The following is a 14,353-nucleotide window of genomic DNA, read 5'->3' as shown; positions in this document are numbered from 1 at the left end:
CTTCGGGAACGACGTCGTCTGCCCCCACAGACCCGGAGTTTTTCGCCTGTTTTAACCCGGATGACGTGTACGTGTACGGTACCCGATGGCTCCCAGCTCTCGGCAGACCATCGCACTCTGCGCCGCCGCCCTGCTGCTCGTCAGCGGGTGCGCTGCGGTGCTCGCACTCGACGGCGACGGCGAGCCGGCGGCGCCGCCGAGCGGCGACGAGGTCGCCGCGAGCTTCCAGACACTGGACTCGCTGACCGCCACGGAGGTCCGGACCGTCGAGACGAACGACACCACGAACCGGACGCGAGCGACGGTCAAGCTGGCGGTCGGCGACGACCCGAGGGGCGTCGAGCGGTTCCGTCGCGTCGTCGCCCCCGAGGCCGACTCCGGCGACGTGGTCGCCTGGCGAGGCGCCGAAGTCGTGGTGTACGACGCCTCCGAGGCCGAAGCCACCAGATTCCCCCGTCCAGTGATCCCGGCACAGTTCGCCGACCGGGGCGAGTTCTACGCGAGGATCGCCGAGGCCGCCCGGGACGGTGAGACGATCACGGCCGACCGCGTGTCGCCGCTCCCGGTCGTTCCGGCGTCAGACAGGACTCGCCCCGTCGGTGACGCCGTCGAAGGCTACGAGGTCGAGTACCTCGGGACGGAGACGGTGTCGGGCCGCACCGCTCACGGCTTCCGGCTGTCGGCGGTCACCGACGCCGCGCTCACAGCGAACCGGACGCTGTGGCTGGACGCCGAGTACTACTACCCGCTGCGGTCGGCTCGCACAGCGGCCTTCGAGAACGAGACGTACCACGTCCAGTCCGCGCTGCGGGACGTCACGTTCGACGCCGACCTCGACGCGGGCACCTTCGCGTGGTCACCACCCTCGAACGCGTCCGTGGAGACGCTGGGGGTCGGGGAAGACGCCTACGACTCCCGGGCCGTGTTCGTCGACGACGCCCCGATGTCGGTGCCGCGTCCCGACGTCCCCGACGGCTACGCGTTCGAGCACGGTCGCGTCCTCGACGGCGACAACTACACGCAGGTCGTCACCGAGTACGCGAGCCAGCGGGACAGCGCGGGTTCGATGCTCGCGGTCTCGAAGTACGCGCCGGACAACGAGACGACGGCCAGTGAGGATGCGTCGCCGCTGTCTGCGGGCGAGTCCGTCACGGTCGCCGGGCGGAGCGCGACGTTCCTGCGGACCGAGTACGCCACCGCGGTCCAGTGGCGCTGCGGGGACGTCCGGTACACGGTGCTCGCGACAGACCTCGAGAAGGCGTCGGTGCTTCGGGTGGCAGCATCGGTCGCCTGCGAGTGACCGGCAGCTCGGACGCTTCGCAGCGGTCAGGGCCGCCGGTACAGCGAGTACGCGATGCAGACCAGTCCCGCGAACTGGAGCAGCCGCACGGCCAGCGTGAGCGGCGACTGGAGGCTGGCGTCGATGACGCCGAGCCGCAACAGCCCGGTGCCGACGAACGCCGCCGTGTTCGTCACCGCCGTCAGGAGGATGAGCCCCACCGAGAGGTACTGCATGGACGTGCTCTGGTGGCGGCGAAAGCCCCGGTACGCCTGGTAGCCGACGAACAGGCCGACGAGCGTCGACGCCAGCGAGACGACGACGATGGCGGCGAACCAGGTCATAGTCCCTCCCACATTCTCGTGAATCGGTCGGCGACATCCTCTGACTCGCACTCCACTTCCGTGGTGAACTCGCCGTCCTCGAGTTCGAGACTGAACCGCGTGAGCGTCGCGCGGTAGACGCTGTGGTGGTTGCCGTCCGGGCGGACGTTGATCGACTCCTCCAGGAGGCCGAGTTCGGTGAGGTCGTCGATGCGCCGGTAGACCGTCGCGGTCGACGCGTCGCAGGCCTCGCTCAGTTGGCTCGCGGACATGGGTTCCCTGCTTGCCGCGGCGAGGATGGCTCGCGCGTGCTCGTCGTCGAGCACGGAGAGCACCGCCGTCGGGTCGCTGTCCTCGCTCACAGCAGCGATTCACACTCCCCGCATTTAAACGCCGCCCGCGAGTCGCAGATACTGAAAGTTAAGCCGGTCGGGCGCCGAGCCGTCCGTATGTCGCTGGCTGGCGAGACGCGGGCGGCGGTCGACGACCACCCGTTCCTGCGGCGGGCGCTGCGGGCGGGCGTCGCGAACCACGCCGCTGTGGCGCGCTTTCTCGACGTGGACGGCGACGAGGACGCCGTGGCGGCAGCCGTCCGCCGGTACGCCGAAGACCTCCCGGCACTCGAGCGCCGGGATGCGACCCCTCGCGTGTCGATGTCGTCCGGCATCTCGGAGGTGGACGGCGACACAGCCACGGGCGAGGCCGACTGGCTGCTCGCTGTCGGCGACGCGTCGTTCGCGCGGGACGGCGGCAGCCTGACGGCGCTGGTCGCAGCGGGCGAGGGCCTCGATTCGCGAGCGCTGGCGCACTCGCTGGAGCGCCTGCACGCCGCCGACATCGACCCGGTCGCCGCGGGCGTGGCCGACGGGCTGGCGGTGGTCGTCGAACGCCGGGACGGCGCGGACGCGCTGCGGGTCGTCGAGGACGCGCTGGCGTCGGTGCCCGACCGGTCGCAGTAGGTGACGATTCCGACGCCTTGAAACGCTGGCCGTCGTACTCTCCCGGCATGACGCAGTACGTGTCGAACACCCTCTCCGGCGAGCGAGAGTCCTTCGAGCCACGCGACCCCGAGAACGTGCTCGTGTACACGTGTGGCCTGACGGTCTCCGACGACGCCCACCTCGGGCACGCTCGCCTCTGGGTGCAGTCGGACGTGGTGGCGCGGTGGCTCTCGCACGCTGGCTACGGCGTGCGACACGTGCAGAACTTCACCGACGTCAACGAGAAGATCGTTGCGCGCGTCGGGGAGGACGACCTCGGCGACACGGAGGCCGAGGTGGCGGCCCACTACACGCAGTCGGTCATCGACGACATGCGCGCGCTGAACCTCGAACGGGCGGACGTCTACCCCCGGGTCTCCGAGCACGTCCCCGAGATCATCGACCTCGTCGAGGACCTGATCGAGGCGGGGTACGCCTACGAGTCGAACGGCTCGGTGTACTTCGACGTGACGAGCTTCGAGGACTACGGGAAGCTCTCCGGGCAGGACGTCGAGGAGCTGGACGCGCAGGGCCCCGACGGCGAGCAGGCGGAGAAACGCCACCCCGCCGACTTCGCGCTCTGGAAGGCCGGCGGCGTCAGCCCCGCAGACGCCAACGAACACCGTGACGAGGACCTACCGCCGCTCGAGCACGAGTGCGGCCAGACGTGGGCGTCGCCGTGGGGCGAGGGCCGGCCGGGCTGGCACATCGAGTGCTCCGCGATGGCGACGACGCACCTCGACGAGCACATCGACGTCCACATCGGCGGGCAGGACCTCGTCTTCCCCCACCACGAGAACGAGGTCGCACAGAGCGAGGCGGCCTCGGGCGAGCGGTTCGCGGACTACTGGATGCACGTCCGGCTGCTGGAGACCGGCGGGGAGAAGATGTCCTCCAGCCTCGGGAACTTCTTCACGGTGGGCGACGCCGTCGAGGAGCTCGGTGCGAACGTCGTCCGCATGCTGCTGGTGTCGACGTCGTACACGCAGCGCCAGACGTACTCGGAGGCGACCGTCGGCGAGGCCGAGGAGCGCTGGGAGCGCCTCGAGCGCGCCTACGAACGTGCCGTCGACGCCGCCGACGACGTCGAGGCGTACGCGAAAGTCGAGGACGGAGACCTGCGCGCCGCCGTCGCTGACGCCCGCGAGGACTTCGCGGCCGCCATGGAGGACGACTTCAACACGCGGGGCGCCGTCTCCGCGCTGCTGGAGGTGGCGACGGCCGTGAACCGCCACGTCGACGCCCACGACGCCTACGACTACCGGGCGCTCGTCGACGCCATCGAGGCGTTCGAGGCCCTCGGCGGCGGCGTTCTGGGCTTCCAGTTCGAGGGCGACAGCGAGGTCGGCGGCGACGTCTCCATCGCCGAGGACGTCGTCGACCTCGTGCTGGACGTCCGCGAGGAGGAACGCGAGGCCGGCAACTACGAGCGCGCGGACGACCTCCGCGACCGGCTGGAGGCGCTCGGCGTCACCGTCGAGGACACCGACGACGGCGCCACGTTCCGGCTGTAGACGGCCCCCTTCTGGGCGACGCGCCGCCGCAGGCGGGCCACAAGGGTTATTCTCGGCGGACGGCTCCGGTGGCGTATGCAACGCACAACGGCGACGGCAGTCGCGCTGGCGGCCCTGGTCGCGCTCGCCGGCTGCGGCGCGCTGACCGGCGACGTCTCCTTTTCGGCGTCGCCCGCGACCGTCGGCGACGCCACGCTCGACGACTCCGACTACGAGGAGGCCAACGTCTCCGAGCAGGAGGTGACCCGGGAGTTCGAGGCCGCCGGTCAGTCCCGCAACGTCACCGTGACGAACCAGATCGCGATGTACGAGCGCAGCGTCGACGTGCCGGTGGTCGGCAGTCAGCGCGCGGCCGTCTTCGGGGCGTTCGCCAGCCCCGAGGTGAGCGTGCTCGGGCAGTCGTTCAACCCCATCGAGGACTACAGCGACCGGGAGCTGGTGGCGCTCGCCCAGCAGCAGTACAGCGGCCTGACGGTCGGCGACGAGGTCGGCACGCGGAGCGTGTCGACGCTCGGCGAGTCGACGAACGTCACGAAGTTCGACGGCGAGGCGTCCATCGGCGGGTCGACCGTCGACGTCTACGTCCACGTCACCAAAGTGAAACACGACGGCGACTTCGTGGTGGCCGTCGCCATCTACCCGCAGGCGCTGGACGGCGAGCAGGAGACCGTCGACGACCTGCTCGCGGGCCTCGAGCACTAGCGGCGAGTCGCGGGCGCTCCCGAAGCTTCAGGCGGCTGGCGCCCCCACGGCTGTGTATGGCTTCCACGCCCGCGCCCGACTTCGAGTTGCCGAACGCCGGCGCCGGCCCCGACCCCTACCGGCTCGCCGACCGGGCAGCAGACGACGACCTCGCGTTTCTCGTGCTCCTGTTCCAGCGCGACTACCACTGCGGGAACTGCCGGGAGCAGGTCCAGCACGTCGCCGAACGGTACGAGGAGTTCGTCTCCCGGGGCGCCGAGGTGGCGTCCGTCCTCCCCGAGCCCCGGGAGCGCGCCGAGTCCTGGCAGGACAGCTACGGACTGCCGTTCGCGCTGCTGGCAGACGAGTCGAAGGCCGTCGGCGACGACTACGACCAGCCGACGCGCTTCGGCGTGCTCGGGAGCCTCCACGACCTCGTCGGCCGGATGCCCGAAACCGTGGTTCTCGACGTGCGGGGCGACGAGCCGACCGTCGCCTACGAGCACCGCGGGTCGTCGCCGACCGACCGGCCGAGCGTCGACGACCTGCTCGCCGAGCTCGACGCCCGCTCGTAGCAGCCGTCGCCACCGAACTGCGCGCCCGTTCTCAGTCCTCGAGGGTGCCCCGCAGGACTTTCGCGGCGACGAGCACGGGGTCCCAGACGGGGCTGAACGGCGGCGCGTACGCCAGGTCGAGGCGTTCGATCTCGGCGACGGTCGCTTCGTGCTCGATGGCCGTGGCGACCGTGTCGATTCGGATCGCCGCGCGGTCCTCGCCGGCGATGGCGCCGCCGAGCAGCCGACCACTCTGGCTATCGGCGGTCAGCGTCACCGTCGTCTCGGCGTTCCCCGGATAGTACCCCGACCGGGAGCCGGCGGTGACGGTCTCGGACACCGGGTCGAAGCCGGCGTCCCACGCGCGGTCGTGGTCGAGGATGCCGGTCCGCCCACACTCCAGTTCGAAGGCTTTCACCGCCGCCGTCCCGGCGATGTCGCCGACGGGCTCGCGGTCGCCGGCGACGGTCTGCCCGATGGCGCGGCCCGCCCGGTTCGCCGTGAGCCCGAGCGGCACCCAGTCGGCCTCGCCCGTGACGGCGTGGCGCATCTCGGCGCAGTCGCCGGCGGCGAACACGGCCTCGCGGTTCGTCTGGCCGAACTCGTCGACTGCCACCGCGCCGCTCGGCCCGAGGTCGACGTCCGACCCGGCGAGAAACTCGGTGTTCGGCCGAACCCCGACCCCGACGACGGCGACGTCCGCCTGCAGCCGGCCGTCGTCGTGTTCGACCGCCATCAGGTGGTCGCGGTCGTCACCGACGAGCGCCTCGACCTCGGTCTGAAGGTGGACGGTGACACCGTGCTCGCGCAGCGTCTCGGCGGCGCGCTCACCGGCCGCCTCGCCGAACGGGGGCAACAGCTGGTCGGGTCGCTGGAAGAGGTGGACGTCGAGGTCGTGGGCCGCGAACGCCTCCGCCATCTCGACGCCGACGTAGCCGCCGCCGACGATGGCCGCCGTCTCCGGCGGGTCGCGGGCGCCGTACTCGCGGACGTACTCGCCGTCCACGTACTCGACGCTCGCAATCGACTCGGCCTCGGCGTCGTCGACCAGGAACGCCCGGAGCGCGGCGGTGTCGTCCATGTGATGGAGCGTGAACGCGCCCGACAGCTCCGTCCCCGGAATCGGCGTCGACAGCGCGCGAGCCCCCGAGGCCACCAGCAGGTCAGCGTACGGCTGTTCGAACGTGCCGCTCTCGTTCCGGACGGTGACCGTCTTCTCGTCGGGGTCGACGCGCGTGACCTCGTGTCGCCGCCGCAGGTCGATGCCGCGCTCGGCGGCCGCCTCCGGCGACAGCGACAGCAGGTCGGTGATGTCGTCGACCTCGCCTTTGACGAAGTACGGCATCCCGCACTGGGCGTACGACACCCAGTCGCCCTGCTCGAAGACGACGACCTCGCGGTCCGGGTCCTCCCGTCGACACTTGCTGGCCGCGCTCAGTCCGGCGGCGTCGCCGCCGACGACCACGAATGGATCCGTCATGCGTGAACGTGCGACGCGTGGGGACGTAACTGTTGGAGTCACCGCAGGGTAACCGGCCCCGGACAGGCGTGCACTCGCAGGGACGGCAGTCAGGTGGCGACAGCCAGCCACGCCGCCGTCTGAGCGACTGCGAGTGCGACCATCGCCACCACCGTCGGCGCCGGCGACCGGTCGGTGGTGTACCGGCCGCCCGCGAACGCCAGCGCCGGCAGGACAGCAGCGGTCGCCACCCAGACGGCCGACGGCAGGGCGTCCGCGAGGGCGACGGTCGTCGCGGCGAAGGCGACGACCCCCGACCAGTACGTCCCGCGCAGTCGGCCGGTCGACCAGCGCGTCGCCAGCGTGCGCTTGCCCACGGCGGCGTCGGCCCGCCGGTCGGGCCACGTGGTGTCGAGGAGGTTCAAAAACACCACCACGGCGAACGGCAGGCAGGCGGCGACCGCCGCGAGCGTGACGCGCCCGGTCGCCACGGAGACGGCGTACAGCGGCAACAGCAGGCCGCCGAGCAGCGCGTTGACGAGTTCGCCGAGGCCGCGCCACGCGAACGCCAGCGGCCCCACAGAGTACTGCCAGCCCAGCACTGCGACGGCTGCGAGCAGCCAGACAGACAGCCACGGGAGCGCCACACCGGCCGTCGCGGTGACGACGCCGACGGCACCAGCGAGTGCGACGACGCCGGCCGCCAGCACGACCTGCCGGGAGACTCCAGTCTGTACCAGTGCGCCGCTCCCGCCGGAGAACGGCGTCCGCTCGGTCAGCCGGTCGGTCTCGGCGTCGGCGTACTCGTTGGCGTAGTGGACGCTCGCGGCGACCAGCGCCATCGCTGCCAGTCCGGCGGCGTGCGCCCCGACGGGGAGTCGGCCAGTCTCCGCGAACGCGAGGCTCGCGCCCATGGCGTAGACGAGTCCGATGAGCAGCACCTGTGGCGGCCGCGCCGTCTTCCAGAGCACCCATGCGACGGTGCGGGCGTCGGCTGCCGGCCAGGCCGGGTTCGTCTCGCTCACGGCTCAGGGTCCTCCGTCTCTTCCGCGTCCGTCGCCGCCGCCGAAGCCTCGTGGTCGGTGAAGTACCCGAGCTTGCGCGACCAGTCGTAGGACTGGTACGTGACGCGCGGGCGCTCCCCGTCATCGAGGACGCCGTGCTCGCGGAGGAACGCGTAGATGCCCGACCGGCCGCCGAAGTCCCCGCGGTGGTAGAGGAACAGCCGGGAGACGGCCAGCCGGCCGCGGTCGTCGTACTCGCAGTCGCTGTGGAGGAACGAGGCCGTGCTGCGGTCCAGTTCCTCGTCGACGCCGTCGGCGGTGTAGGCCGCTATCGGCGGACAGGAGGCGGCCGCGCAGTTCAGCGCGAAGTGAATCCGGGGGTCGGCGTCGGGAAGCCTGTGGCGGCGCTGGAAGCCGTCGGCCCGGAGCCGCGGCAGGTAGCCCAGGCCGTACTTCGACTTCGACCCGCGGAGGATGCCGTGTTCGACGTCGTCGAGGCTCAGGTCGTGGCCGGCGACCGTCAGCCGGGGTTCGCCGAACAGCCGGCGCTTGTCCGCGAAGATGTCGGGGTCCCGCTGGAGGTCGTCCTGCACGGCGGCGTTGTAGGTGTTCAGCCAGAAGGCAGTGGTCGCCTCCCGGTCGAGCGCAGCGAGTCGGTCGCCGTCGAGCGCCGCGAGTGCCGCGCGGAACTGCTCGGTCGCCTCGCCGTGCCTTGTAGCGAGGACGTACTCGCGGGAGCAGGCGACCGGCGACGACGCCGGCTCTGTCGGTGACACGACCACCTATACGGACGCGAGCCTCTCGAAGGTTCGGGCGAGAGGGGGTTTCGGGGATGCTTCGACGGCGCCGTGCGTGGAAGCGACCGCAACACTCAATCCGAACACATTCGCAAGAGTGAGGTATGAACGAGCGGGCCCTGCAGGCGGTCGTCGACCAGCCGACCCTTGCCGACCGGGTGGCGGCCGGCGAGTACCCCGAGTGGGTGCGTCGGCACTGGGAGAGCTTCTCCGACGGCGTCACGGGCGAGCGGGACGGGACGCCGTTTCCGTGTCACTTCGGTACCGAGTCGGTCAGGAACGGCGAGCCGCTGTACACGGTGGTCCCCTCGCTGACCGACCCGGACGCGCTGCTCGGCCTGCGTGACGCCTTGCTGGAGTACCTCGACGTTTACCGGGAGCGAGACGGCCGGGCGTCGTTCGTGACGTTCTGGAAGCCCACCGGCGAATCGTTCTCGGAGGCCGACTACCACGAAGCGCTGTGGCACGTCCTGAACGTCCTGCACGTCCACGACCCGGAGCCGTGGCCCGAGGATATCCCGACCGAGACCGACCACCCCGAGTGGGAGTTCTGCTTCGGCGGCGAGGCGCTGTTCCCGACGTGTCGCGCGCCGTTCTACGACGAGCACGACCGGTACTCGCGGCACTGCCCAGTCGGGCTCGAGGTCACCTTCCAGCCGCGCGCGCTGTTCGAGGGTATCACCGCCGACACCGAGGCCGGCCAGCACGCCCGCGAGGTCATCCAGGACCGCATCGAGGACTACGACGGCCAGTGTCCGCACGCCGACCTCGGCGACTGGGGCGTCGAGGGCGACCGCGAGTGGGTCCAGTATCTCTTCCGGGAGGACGAGTCGCAGGCACCCGACGAGTGTCCGGTGACGTTCACGCGCGACCACCCGAAAGCGACGGCCGGCGTCGACCCGGTGGTCGGCAATCGAGCCACCTCCCCGGCCGACAGCGATGACTGACGGCGCCACCGCCCCCGACGCGGCGCTCGTGCTCGTGGACTTCCAGCGGGGGTTCGACGACCCGTCGTGGGGCGACCGGAACAACCCCGAGGCGGAGGCTCGCGCCCGAGAGCTGCTGGCCGCGTGGCGGGAGCGCGATGGGGCCGTCGCACACGTGCGCCACGACTCGAGGGAGCCGGAGTCGCCGCTCCGACGCGGCGAGCCCGGATTCGCGTATCTCGACGAGCTGGCGCCCCGCGAGGGCGAAGGCGAGTTCGTGAAGTCCGTCAACGGCGCGTTCGTCGACACCGACCTCGAGGCGTGGCTGGACCGACGGGGGGTCGACTCCGTGGTGGTCTGTGGGCTGACGACCGACCACTGCGTGTCGACGACGGTCCGGATGGCCGAGAACCGGGGCTTCGACGTGACGCTCGTGCGAGACGCGACGGCCACCCACGACCGGACGTTCGACGGCGAGGTGCTACCCGCCGACGAGGTCCACCGGACGGCGCTGGCGCACCTCGACGGCGAGTTCGCTACGGTCGCGACGACGGCGGACGTACTCGGTCGGGCGTGACGCGGCGAGAACGAGCGGCTTACGGGAACCCGATGGAGAGTAGGACGGTGTGAGTGTGGCGGCCCGGCGTCGCCGCCAGTGACAGGCTCGGGCTGGGCGGTGTTTTCGTAACGTTACTGACTGCTCTGCTGGTCGTCGTCCTCGGTCGGGCCGGGCTCGAGGAGGTCGGGGCCCCGGCGGTACTTCGGGGTGCTGGCGAACTCCTCCATCCGCCGCCGCTCCGACTCGGTGATGCGGTGAGACATCACACCCTACTAACCACACCGCGGGTAAAGTAATAATTCGAATAATCCGGGCTAGAGGCAGTTATAAATGTGTTTCGTCGGCGAGCCGACCGGAGACCGGTCGTCGGTCGACGAGCCACCAGAAGCACACGGACGGCGAAGCGGTGCCGCCGCGTAAGGATCGGTTACGGGCCGCTGAAAGTGGTGCATGGACCGACAGACGGGGGAATCTACCAGTGAACTAGAAAAAGTGTCGTTATCTGGGGTGCGGTCAGTCGCCGTGTTCGTCGGCGAGCGTGGGTCGCGTGCGGCGTTCGACGAGCAGTGCAGTGACGAGTGCGACGGCGGCGAGCGCCGACATCGCTGCGAGTTTGGAGCGCATTACGAACGACCCGACGCACGCAGTGACTTTCGTTATACCGCGACTTCCCGACTGCACGCGGTCTGGTCGACTCCATAACAAACGCTCGCCGGCACCGCTGTCCGGACGTGTCTATCGCCGGTGCGACGCGGGCGGCCTGGCCCTTCGTCGCGGTGCTGGCCGCCACCAAGCTCGCCGACGCCGCCACCACCTACCTCGGGCTCGAGGTCGTCGCCGGGGTCCGCGAGGCGAACCCGGTGGTCGCCAGCGCCGTCGCCGCCCACGGGACGCTCCCCGCGCTCGCCGCCGTCAGCCTGACCGTCGTCTGTGCAGTCGCGCTCGTCACCGAGACGGCGGTCGCCGTCGTGTCGCTGTACGACGACGCGCCGCCGCAGTCACAGTTCGCGGTCCGGCTCGTCGGCTACGGGCTGCCGTCGGCGGTCCACGTCGCCGTCAGCACCCGGAACGCCGCCGTGCTCGCCGGGGTGTGACAACGCCCGACTAACAATAGGCCGACGCGACAACAGTACGCTCGGGGAGGCTCCCGTTCCGCTCTCCCCCGGAACGCTCCCCCGTCCGCCCCCGACCGGACCCACCGTTCTCCCCCATCCCCGTTCTTTTTCGGGTCACTTCGAGAGGTCTTTTGTCTGGATAGTCTCCCACGCAGACGCCCCCTGCTCGGTGATGCCGTACACCCGCCCCTTCCGGCGGTCTTCCGGGACGAGTAACTCGACGAGGTCGCGCTCCCGCAGCGAACTCAGCGCACGGGAGACGTGCGTCACCGAGAGGTCGACGTCCGTCGCGATCTGTGTGGGCGTCGCCGGCCCCTCTGCGAGCCGGCCGAGCACCTTCGTCCGGTGGTCGGAGCTGATGACGTAGCCGACCACGTCCCAGTCGGGGCTCACGCGAACCACCCCGTTGCCGCGTGCATCACGATCGACCTCCGTAGACGTAGTGGGCGACTGCCACGGCGCCGAACGCCGCCATCAGCACGCCGCCGAGCCACGTCACCGACACCCAGGACAGCGCCGCCGGGAACACCGACACGGCGCCGTACGCGGCCAGCCCGACGACGGCGATGCCGGCGTACACCAGCTGCCACGGGACCGCCTCCTCGTCGCTGTCCGGCAGGTAGGTGTCGAGGACGGCGACGTTCGACGTGAGCGCCACCTCCCCCGAGTCCTGGTCGTACTCGAGGAGCCCGGACTCGCTGAGCTTCGGGACGTGCGTCTGGTAGAGGGAGACGTACACGCGCTTGATCTGCTGGTCGGTGAGGTTCTCTACGTCGGTCTCGTTCTCCCAGGCAGCGACCTCCCGGGAGAGCTGGTTCAACTCCACTGGCTCGTCGCGGTCCCGCAGGTACGAGATGACGAACCGCCGGCGAGCGTTACTCAGGAGGTCGTAGACCTCGCCCTGAGTCAGCGAATCTTGGTCTTGTCTGGACATCGGTGGAGTCGGCGGGTCGGCGGGCAGTGACGCGGCCGCTGTACTCCCGGGTACCGTCCCGGCTCCGTCCCGTCGGCCTGCGGCCGGCGGGGTCGCGGCGTCGCTGGCGGTTCTGGTCGTGTCACTCTACTGTCACGCTCTTGGCGAGGTTCCGGGGTTTGTCTATGGAGCGGCCGAGGAGGTCCGCGACGTGGTACGACACCAACTGGAGCTGGACGTTCGCGAGCACGCCCGCCGCCGCCGGGTGTGTGTCCGGTATCGGGAGGAACTCGTCGACGGTCGCGGCGACGTCGGCGCTCGCCTCGCTGGCGATGCCGACGACCTCGGCGCCCCGCGACTGGACTTCCTCGACGTTGTGTAGCGTCTTCTCGTCGTGGCGGCCGGTGAACACCGCGAACACTGGCGTGTCCGGGGTGACGAGCGCGAGCGGGCCGTGCTTGAGTTCGCCGGCTGCGAACCCCTCGGCGTGCTCGTAGGTGATCTCCTTGAACTTCAGCGCGCCCTCGAGTGCGACCGGGAAGCCGACCCCGCGCCCGATGAAGAAGTGCCCTTCGCGGTCCCGGAAGCGGTCGGCGAGCCCGGCGGGCCCCGACTGGTCGAGAATCTGCTGGACGTCACTCGGCAGTCGGTCGAGCGCCCTGAGCAGGTCGTCGCGGTGCTCGCCGGCCGTCCCGGTGACGTCGCCGGTGAGGCGTTCGACGAGCAGCGAGAGCGCCGCGACCTGCGAGGAGAACGTCTTCGTCGCCGCCACCCCGATCTCGGGGCCGGCACGTATGAACAGGGCGTCGTCGCACTCGCGTGCGGCCGTCGATCCGACGACGTTCGTCACCGCCAGCGTCCGTGCGCCGTCGGCAGCCGCCCGCCGCACCGACTGCAGAGTGTCGGCCGTCTCGCCGCTCTGCGTGACGGCGACCACGAGCGTGTCCTCGTCGACCGGCGCCGGCGTCGTCGCGTACTCGCCGGCGCTGAACACCTGCGCCGGCACGCCGCGCTCCGCGAGCAGCTGACGGGCGTACAGCGACGCGTGGTACGACGTCCCGCAGGCGACGAACTGGACGTCTGAGACGTCCGCGAACGACCCCGGCGGGAAGTCCTCGAGGTGGACGTCGCCGTCGGCGCTCACGCGGCCGTTGACGGCGCGCTCGAGGGCGGCGGGCTGCTCGTGGATCTCCTTGAGCATGTAGTGGTCGAAGCCGTCGCGTTCGGCGTCCTCGGCCTGCCAGTCCACCGACTCGACCGGCCGGTCGACCGGCCGGCCGGAGCGGTCAGTCACCTCGTGGCCGTCACCGGTGGCGCGCACGACGTCGCCGTCCTCCAGGTACACCACGTCGCGGGTGTGCTGGAGGAACGACGGCACGTCGCTGGCGAGGAAGCGCCGGCCGTCGGCGACACCGACGACGAGCGGCGACCCCTGTCTGGCGGCGTAGACGGCGTCGTGGCCGCGGACGACCATCGCCAGCGCGAAGCTGCCCTCGAGGCGGTCGGCGGCGGCGCGGAGCGCGCCGTCGGGGGTCGCGCCGTCCGCGAGCGCCTCCGCGACGAGGTGCGGGACGACTTCGGTGTCCGTCTCGCTGGTGAACGAGTGGCCGTCGGCCGCCAGTTCCTCGCGCAGCGACTGGTAGTTCTCGATGATGCCGTTGTGGACGACCGCCACCCGGTTCGCGCAGTCCGTGTGGGGGTGGGCGTTCGCGTCCGTCGGCGCGCCGTGCGTGCTCCAGCGGGTGTGTCCGACGCCAGCCCGCCCGGTCGGTTCCACGACGCCGACGGCCTCCGCGAGCTCGTCGATGCCGCCCTCGCGTTTGACCACCGTCACCCCGTCGCCCGCAGTCGTGGCGACGCCCGCGGAGTCGTAGCCGCGGTACTCGAGGTTCCGGAGCCCGCCGAGCAGGACGTCGACGACGTCGCCGTCGTCACCGCGGTCGGCGGCTGCGGTGACACACGCCGTTATTCCACACATGCTGTGCCTCCCTGACGGTGGGCCGGCACGTGCAGCCGCGACTCGTCGCCGTGGTCACGCCCGGGATCGAGGGCGTCAGTCAGCGGCCGGGGCGTCGTCGCACGGGGGTTCGGTGTCTTCCAGGTCATGGTAGTAGGGTCGGGCGCGTTCGCGTGTCGGACAACATGCATGAATCGCAGCTTCCGGGCATTGTTATTCGGCAGTTGCGTCGGGTTGGCTGCGGGCTACTTCCGAGAATCCGGTTCGAGAGCGTTCGAGCACCGCGAACTCT

Annotated in this window: 17 protein-coding genes; 8 read left to right on the top strand and 9 right to left on the bottom strand. The window is 70.7% G+C overall.

Going from position 1 to position 14,353, the window contains the following annotated elements; translation table 11 throughout:
* Positions 1 to 85: 85 nt before the first annotated feature.
* On the top strand, positions 86 to 1,300 hold the full coding sequence (locus LT971_RS14750) for a LolA family protein (RefSeq protein WP_237007709.1): 1,215 nt from the start codon (positions 86 to 88) through the stop codon (positions 1,298 to 1,300).
* A gap of 26 nt (positions 1,301 to 1,326) precedes the next feature.
* Here LT971_RS14750 and LT971_RS14745 read toward each other — a convergent pair whose 3' ends face one another.
* Complete coding sequence (locus LT971_RS14745; RefSeq protein ID WP_237007708.1) at positions 1,327 to 1,623, bottom strand: DUF7521 family protein; 297 nt, start codon at positions 1,621 to 1,623, stop codon at positions 1,327 to 1,329.
* Positions 1,620 to 1,964 carry an ArsR/SmtB family transcription factor gene (locus LT971_RS14740; RefSeq protein ID WP_425293286.1) on the bottom strand — a complete coding sequence of 115 codons (345 nt, stop codon included), beginning with the start codon at positions 1,962 to 1,964 and terminating at the stop codon, positions 1,620 to 1,622. The genes LT971_RS14745 and LT971_RS14740 overlap by 4 nt, the downstream gene beginning before the upstream one ends.
* A gap of 87 nt (positions 1,965 to 2,051) precedes the next feature.
* Here LT971_RS14740 and LT971_RS14735 point away from each other — a divergent pair, with 87 nt between their 5' ends.
* The 4 genes from LT971_RS14735 (at position 2,052) to LT971_RS14720 (ending at position 5,352) form a co-directional block, all read left to right on the top strand.
* The gene (locus LT971_RS14735; RefSeq protein ID WP_237007707.1) at positions 2,052 to 2,561 is read left to right on the top strand and encodes a DUF7523 family protein; all 510 of its coding nucleotides are present in this window, start codon (positions 2,052 to 2,054) and stop codon (positions 2,559 to 2,561) included.
* Between the two features lie 47 nt (positions 2,562 to 2,608).
* Entirely contained in the window at positions 2,609 to 4,096 is a 1,488-nt protein-coding gene (gene cysS, locus LT971_RS14730) for a cysteine--tRNA ligase (protein WP_237007706.1), read from the top strand.
* A 75-nt stretch (positions 4,097 to 4,171) separates the two neighbouring features.
* Positions 4,172 to 4,798, top strand: a complete 627-nt coding sequence (locus tag LT971_RS14725) for a DUF6517 family protein (protein WP_237007705.1) — start codon at positions 4,172 to 4,174, stop codon at positions 4,796 to 4,798.
* Between the two features lie 56 nt (positions 4,799 to 4,854).
* Entirely contained in the window at positions 4,855 to 5,352 is a 498-nt protein-coding gene (locus LT971_RS14720; protein WP_237007704.1) for a peroxiredoxin family protein, read from the top strand.
* Positions 5,353 to 5,383: 31 nt separating this feature from the next.
* Here LT971_RS14720 and LT971_RS14715 read toward each other — a convergent pair whose 3' ends face one another.
* From LT971_RS14715 to LT971_RS14705, 3 genes are all read right to left on the bottom strand, one after another.
* The gene (locus LT971_RS14715) at positions 5,384 to 6,811 is read right to left on the bottom strand and encodes an FAD-dependent oxidoreductase (RefSeq protein ID WP_237007703.1); all 1,428 of its coding nucleotides are present in this window, start codon (positions 6,809 to 6,811) and stop codon (positions 5,384 to 5,386) included.
* An 89-nt stretch (positions 6,812 to 6,900) separates the two neighbouring features.
* Positions 6,901 to 7,815, bottom strand: coding sequence for a prenyltransferase (locus LT971_RS14710; RefSeq protein WP_237007702.1), 915 nt, complete (start codon positions 7,813 to 7,815; stop codon positions 6,901 to 6,903).
* The gene (locus LT971_RS14705) at positions 7,812 to 8,570 is read right to left on the bottom strand and encodes a DUF547 domain-containing protein (RefSeq protein WP_237007701.1); all 759 of its coding nucleotides are present in this window, start codon (positions 8,568 to 8,570) and stop codon (positions 7,812 to 7,814) included. The genes LT971_RS14710 and LT971_RS14705 overlap by 4 nt, the downstream gene beginning before the upstream one ends.
* A 125-nt stretch (positions 8,571 to 8,695) precedes the next feature.
* Between LT971_RS14705 and LT971_RS14700 the strand changes: the two genes are divergently transcribed.
* Both LT971_RS14700 and LT971_RS14695 read left to right on the top strand, forming a co-directional pair.
* Entirely contained in the window at positions 8,696 to 9,538 is an 843-nt protein-coding gene (locus tag LT971_RS14700; protein WP_237007700.1) for a YqcI/YcgG family protein, read from the top strand.
* Positions 9,531 to 10,094, top strand: coding sequence for a cysteine hydrolase family protein (locus tag LT971_RS14695; protein WP_237007699.1), 564 nt, complete (start codon positions 9,531 to 9,533; stop codon positions 10,092 to 10,094). The genes LT971_RS14700 and LT971_RS14695 overlap by 8 nt, the downstream gene beginning before the upstream one ends.
* A 113-nt stretch (positions 10,095 to 10,207) precedes the next feature.
* On the opposite strand, the gene LT971_RS16470 is transcribed toward LT971_RS14695, so the two are convergent.
* Positions 10,208 to 10,339: a hypothetical protein gene (locus LT971_RS16470; RefSeq protein WP_272904883.1), complete on the bottom strand. Its 132-nt coding sequence runs from the start codon at positions 10,337 to 10,339 to the stop codon at positions 10,208 to 10,210.
* Between the two features lie 468 nt (positions 10,340 to 10,807).
* On the opposite strand from LT971_RS16470, the gene LT971_RS14690 reads away from it, so the two are divergent.
* Positions 10,808 to 11,170, top strand: coding sequence for a DUF5658 family protein (locus tag LT971_RS14690; RefSeq protein ID WP_237007698.1), 363 nt, complete (start codon positions 10,808 to 10,810; stop codon positions 11,168 to 11,170).
* Positions 11,171 to 11,305: 135 nt separating this feature from the next.
* Here LT971_RS14690 and LT971_RS14685 read toward each other — a convergent pair whose 3' ends face one another.
* The 3 genes from LT971_RS14685 to glmS all read right to left on the bottom strand — a co-directional run bounded on the left by LT971_RS14685 (position 11,306) and on the right by glmS (position 14,082).
* Positions 11,306 to 11,584: an ArsR family transcriptional regulator gene (locus LT971_RS14685; RefSeq protein WP_237007697.1), complete on the bottom strand. Its 279-nt coding sequence runs from the start codon at positions 11,582 to 11,584 to the stop codon at positions 11,306 to 11,308.
* A gap of 25 nt (positions 11,585 to 11,609) precedes the next feature.
* A complete protein-coding gene (locus LT971_RS14680) occupies positions 11,610 to 12,125 on the bottom strand; it encodes a DUF7344 domain-containing protein (RefSeq protein WP_237007696.1) in 516 nt (171 codons plus the stop codon).
* A 121-nt stretch (positions 12,126 to 12,246) separates the two neighbouring features.
* A complete protein-coding gene (gene glmS, locus LT971_RS14675) occupies positions 12,247 to 14,082 on the bottom strand; it encodes a glutamine--fructose-6-phosphate transaminase (isomerizing) (protein WP_237007695.1) in 1,836 nt (611 codons plus the stop codon).
* Between the last annotated feature and the right edge of the window lie 271 nt (positions 14,083 to 14,353).

Origin of the sequence: Halobacterium rubrum, from assembly GCF_021729015.1 — an archaeon.
Lineage (GTDB): Archaea > Halobacteriota > Halobacteria > Halobacteriales > Halobacteriaceae > Halobacterium > Halobacterium rubrum.
The sequence above is the reverse complement of the archived record's forward strand: the minus strand, read 5'-3'. Positions and strand labels throughout refer to the sequence as shown.